This window comes from Pseudomonas sp. CM25, from assembly GCF_013179705.1.
In the GTDB taxonomy this organism is placed as follows: Bacteria; Pseudomonadota; Gammaproteobacteria; order Pseudomonadales; family Pseudomonadaceae; genus Aquipseudomonas.
Genome location: NZ_JABMCW010000423.1, coordinates 1 through 4,092, shown reverse-complemented (window position 1 = coordinate 4,092; position 4,092 = coordinate 1). Strand labels below are relative to the sequence as shown.

At 56.5% G+C, this 4,092-nt stretch carries 3 protein-coding genes and 2 pseudogenes; all 5 read left to right on the top strand.

Going from position 1 to position 4,092, the window contains the following annotated elements; translation table 11 throughout:
• Positions 1 to 385: pseudogene (wbpA, locus tag HP546_RS27020) on the top strand (UDP-N-acetyl-D-glucosamine 6-dehydrogenase); the annotation flags it as partial.
• Between the two features lie 72 nt (positions 386 to 457).
• A complete protein-coding gene (gene wbpB / locus HP546_RS27015) occupies positions 458 to 1,408 on the top strand; it encodes a UDP-N-acetyl-2-amino-2-deoxy-D-glucuronate oxidase (protein ID WP_172231926.1) in 951 nt (316 codons plus the stop codon).
• Positions 1,409 to 1,540: 132 nt separating this feature from the next.
• Positions 1,541 to 3,370 carry an acyltransferase family protein gene (locus HP546_RS27010; RefSeq protein ID WP_172231929.1) on the top strand — a complete coding sequence of 610 codons (1,830 nt, stop codon included), beginning with the start codon at positions 1,541 to 1,543 and terminating at the stop codon, positions 3,368 to 3,370.
• Positions 3,367 to 3,954, top strand: coding sequence for a UDP-2-acetamido-3-amino-2,3-dideoxy-D-glucuronate N-acetyltransferase (gene wbpD, locus HP546_RS27005; RefSeq protein ID WP_172231923.1), 588 nt, complete (start codon positions 3,367 to 3,369; stop codon positions 3,952 to 3,954). The genes HP546_RS27010 and wbpD overlap by 4 nt, the downstream gene beginning before the upstream one ends.
• Positions 3,951 to 4,092: pseudogene (locus HP546_RS27000) on the top strand (aminotransferase DegT); the annotation flags it as partial. The gene wbpD and the pseudogene HP546_RS27000, both read left to right, overlap by 4 nt.

Here is a 4,092-nt window from a genome sequence, read left to right as displayed (position 1 = left end):
CCTCGGCAAACTGATGGATGGGCTGAACGAGGCTGGCAGGGCGCTGAAAGGTAGCCGAATTCTCGTCCTGGGCATTGCCTACAAGAAAAATGTCGATGACATGCGCGAGTCGCCCTCGGTAGAAATCATGGAACTGATCGAGGCTAAAGGTGGCGTGGTTGCCTACAGCGACCCCCATGTGCCGGTCTTCCCGAAGATGCGCGAACATCACTTTGACCTTCGCAGCGAGCCCTTGACTCCAGAAAACCTGGCTTCCTTCGATGCGGTGGTATTGGCGACCGACCACGACAAGTTCGATTACGCGTTGATCGAGGCCAAGGCCAAGTTGATCGTGGACAGCCGTGGCAAATACCGTGCTCCCGCAGCCCACATCATAAAGGCGTGAGCCGCAGGTAGTTTTGCCTATCCGCCTGGGGCTCGGTACCGGGCGGGTTCAACTGTTTGGTAAGGACGGTTCATGAAGAATTTTGCACTGATCGGCGCTGCCGGCTACATTGCTCCGCGACACATGCGGGCTATCAAGGACACCGGCAACCGCCTGGTATCCGCTTACGACATCAATGATTCGGTCGGTATCATCGACAGCATCTCGCCGCAGAGCGAGTTTTTCACCGAGTTTGAATTTTTCCTCGAGCATGCTAATGGTCTGAAGCGAGATGCTGCGACCGCGCTGGATTATGTCGCCATCTGCTCTCCAAACTACTTGCATTACCCGCACATCGCCGCGGGGCTGCGCTTGGGTTGCGATGTGATCTGCGAAAAGCCGTTGGTACCAACACCAGAAATGCTCGATCAGCTTTCTCTCATCGAAAAAGAGACCGGCAAGCGCCTCTACAATATCCTGCAGCTGCGTCATCACCAGGCGATCATCAAGCTGAAGGAAAAAGTTGCGGCAGCGCATCGTGAGCACAAGTACGAAGTAGATCTGACCTATATCACTTCGCGCGGCAAGTGGTACCTAAAAAGCTGGAAAGGGGACCCTCGCAAGTCGTTTGGCGTCGCCACCAATATTGGCGTCCACTTCTACGACATGCTGCACTTCATATTCGGCAAGCTGCAGCGCAACGTCGTACATTATTCATCGGAGCACAAGGCCGCCGGCTACCTCGAATACGAGAAGGCACGCGTGCGCTGGTTCCTTTCGGTGGATGCCGATGACCTGCCTGAGTCCGTCAAAGGTAAGAAGCCTACCTATCGCTCCATCACCGTAGATGGCGAGGAGATGGAGTTTTCCGAAGGTTTCACGGACCTGCATACAACCAGCTATGAGGAAATCCTGGCCGGCCGTGGTTACGGCATCGAGGACGCTCGCCATTGCGTGGAGACTGTGAACGTGATTCGTAGTTCAGCTATCGCTCAGGCGAAGGACAACGAGGCACATCCTTTCGTGCTGAGTCTCTCCCGCTGAAACAGGCATGATACCGGGCGGCCGCCGGGCCGCCTTTTTTCTTGCGCTACCCTTTGCAAGGTCTTGGCCAGCTTGTCCAATAACAATGAAACATCGCCGCAGGAATGGAGCTCGGTACGGGCGCGCAAACACATGCGCCTGGACGTTCAGGGTTTGCGTGCGGTAGCGGTTCTGGCAGTTCTTGCCTACCACATGGACAGCGCATGGCTTCCAGCGGGGTTCGTTGGGGTCGATGTATTTTTTGTTATTTCGGGTTTTATCATCACTGCGCTATTGACGGAGCCGGGGCAAAAGATTCGCTTGGCTGACTTTTACCTGAACCGTTTCAAGCGCATCGTTCCCGCCTATGCAGTCATGCTGGCTGTGGTCAGCGTTGTGTCGTCAGTCCTTCTGCTACCTGCAGACTTCACGTTTTTCCATCAGAGTTCGAAGTCGGCAGCTGTCTTTGCTAGCAACCTGTATTTCGCCGACTTTGGCAGCTATTTCGCTCCTCGTGCAGAAGAGCTACCGCTATTGCATACCTGGTCGCTCGCGATAGAGATGCAATTCTATTTGATCTTCCCATTTGTTCTGCTTTGTCTGCCCCGTTCCTGGCGCTTGCCTGGGCTCGCGGTGCTGTCGGTCCTTCTGCTCGTGTGGAGCAGTCGGAGCGTGCTGATGGGGCAGGGCCGGGAGTATTTTTCGCTACTTGCCCGTGCACCTGAATTTCTGATCGGGGGTGTGGTAGCGCTCGGTATGCGAGACCGTGAGTTAACCACAGCTGTGTCGTCACTGTTAGGCGTGCTGGGCTTGGGCTTGCTTGCCGCCAGCTTCGTTCTGGTAGATAAAACCCAGTTCCCTGGGTTATGGGCGCTGGCGCCATGCACCGGAACGGCGCTGCTGATCGCAGCGCGACGCAGTGCGGTCAACACGCTTTTGTCCACACCAGGGATGGTGTGGATCGGTGGCATTTCCTACTCCCTGTACCTGTGGCATTGGCCGGTCCTGGCGTTTCTTCGCTACTACACAGGCCAGAATGAACTCGGCATGCAGTGGTTGTCGGTCGCGCTGGTAGCGTCGTTTGCGCTGGCGTGGATTTCCTGTCGATTTGTCGAGGAGCCGGTGCGTGTGTTGTCCGGCTTTCGTCGCCTAGCGCCGACGGCTGCACTTGCAGTACTCGGCATCACGGCGATTGCCTTGCTGAGTGCCCGGCTCAACTCGGTGATGGTTGGCCCGGTACCGATCGAACAGGCTCGATATGCAGCCCCTGAGCTGATTTGCCACGGGCAGCAAGTGGGTGAATGCAAGCGCGGCCTGGCCAGCGTCGCTCCCTCAGTTCTGGTAATTGGTGACAGCCACGCTGCCCAACTCAACTACTTCTTTGATCAGGCGGGCAGCGAGCAGGGCATTGCTTACCGCGTGCTTACTGCCAGCAGCTGTGTGCCAATCCCGGGTTTCGATGTAGAGCGACTTCCTGAGTACGCGCAGCTCGCTTGCCGTGAGCAGATCATCGCAGTGAAACAGGCGCTGGCGACAATGGACAAGGTAATCGTCGCCGGAATGTGGCAATACCAGATGCCGAATCCTGCATTTGTCAAAGCGCTGCAGAGGTTTCTGGATGATGCTGCATCAGCGCACAAGCAGGTCGTAATTATGGGGCAGGTGCCGATGTTTCGCTCCGATGTACAAAGGGTACGCAGGTTTCGGGAGCTTGGGCTGCCGGCCGGTCTGGCCTTCAATGAGGAGTGGCGGGTCGCCAACACGCAGGTGGAAAGGCTCGCTGCGGGGAGGCCAGGCGTGCAGTATGTGGATTTCTCCCGGTCGGGCTTTTTTGCTGATGCGCCCTACGAGCATGGCGAGCTTATCTACCAAGACACTCACCATCTGAATGAAATCGGCGCGCGTCGCTACGGGCATTTTGCAGGTGAACAGCTGAAACGGCTGTTCGACCAAACTCAATCCAGCGTGAGTCTCAAGCAATGAATCATTATCAGCATCCCAGTGCAATCGTCGATGAAGGCGCGCAGATCGGCAAAGACTCGCGCGTGTGGCATTTCGTGCATGTCTGCGGCGGTGCCCGGATCGGCTCGGGGGTCTCTCTCGGGCAAAACGTCTTTGTCGGCAACAAGGTCGTGATCGGCGACCGTTGCAAGGTTCAGAACAACGTGTCTGTGTATGACAACGTCACGCTTGAGGAAGGCGTATTCTGTGGTCCAAGCATGGTTTTCACCAATGTCTACAACCCGCGTTCGCTCATCGAACGCAAGGACCAGTACCGGGATACCCGGGTGAAGAAGGGCGCGACCCTTGGGGCGAACTGCACGATTGTCTGTGGGGTCACGATCGGTGAATTCGCATTCATTGGGGCCGGTGCGGTGATAAATCGTGACGTACCGGATTATGCCCTCATGGTGGGGGTGCCCGCCCGGCAGATCGGCTGGATGAGCGAATTCGGTGAGCAGCTGGACTTGCCGGTGTCGGGTAGCGGAGTGGTATTGTGCGAACACAGCGGTGCTCGCTACACGCTGGAAGGAAGCATTCTGCACAAAATGGAAGTTTCGAAATGATCGAGTTCATCGACCTGAAAAAACAACAGGCGCGTATCAAAGACTCGCTGGATGCTGCCATCCAGCGCGTCATGAGCCATGGCCAATATATACTAGGCCCCGAAGTGGCCGAGCTCGAGGCAAAGCTGGCGTCGTTTG

Bases quoted from the DNA above. Each gene is read 5' to 3' on its own strand.
- wbpB (WP_172231926.1), top strand. From the start codon at position 458: ATGAAGAATTTTGCACTGATCGGCGCTGCCGGCTACATTGCTCCGCGA.
- HP546_RS27010 (WP_172231929.1), top strand. From the start codon at position 1,541: ATGCGCCTGGACGTTCAGGGTTTGCGTGCGGTAGCGGTTCTGGCAGTT.
- wbpD (WP_172231923.1), top strand. From the start codon at position 3,367: ATGAATCATTATCAGCATCCCAGTGCAATCGTCGATGAAGGCGCGCAG.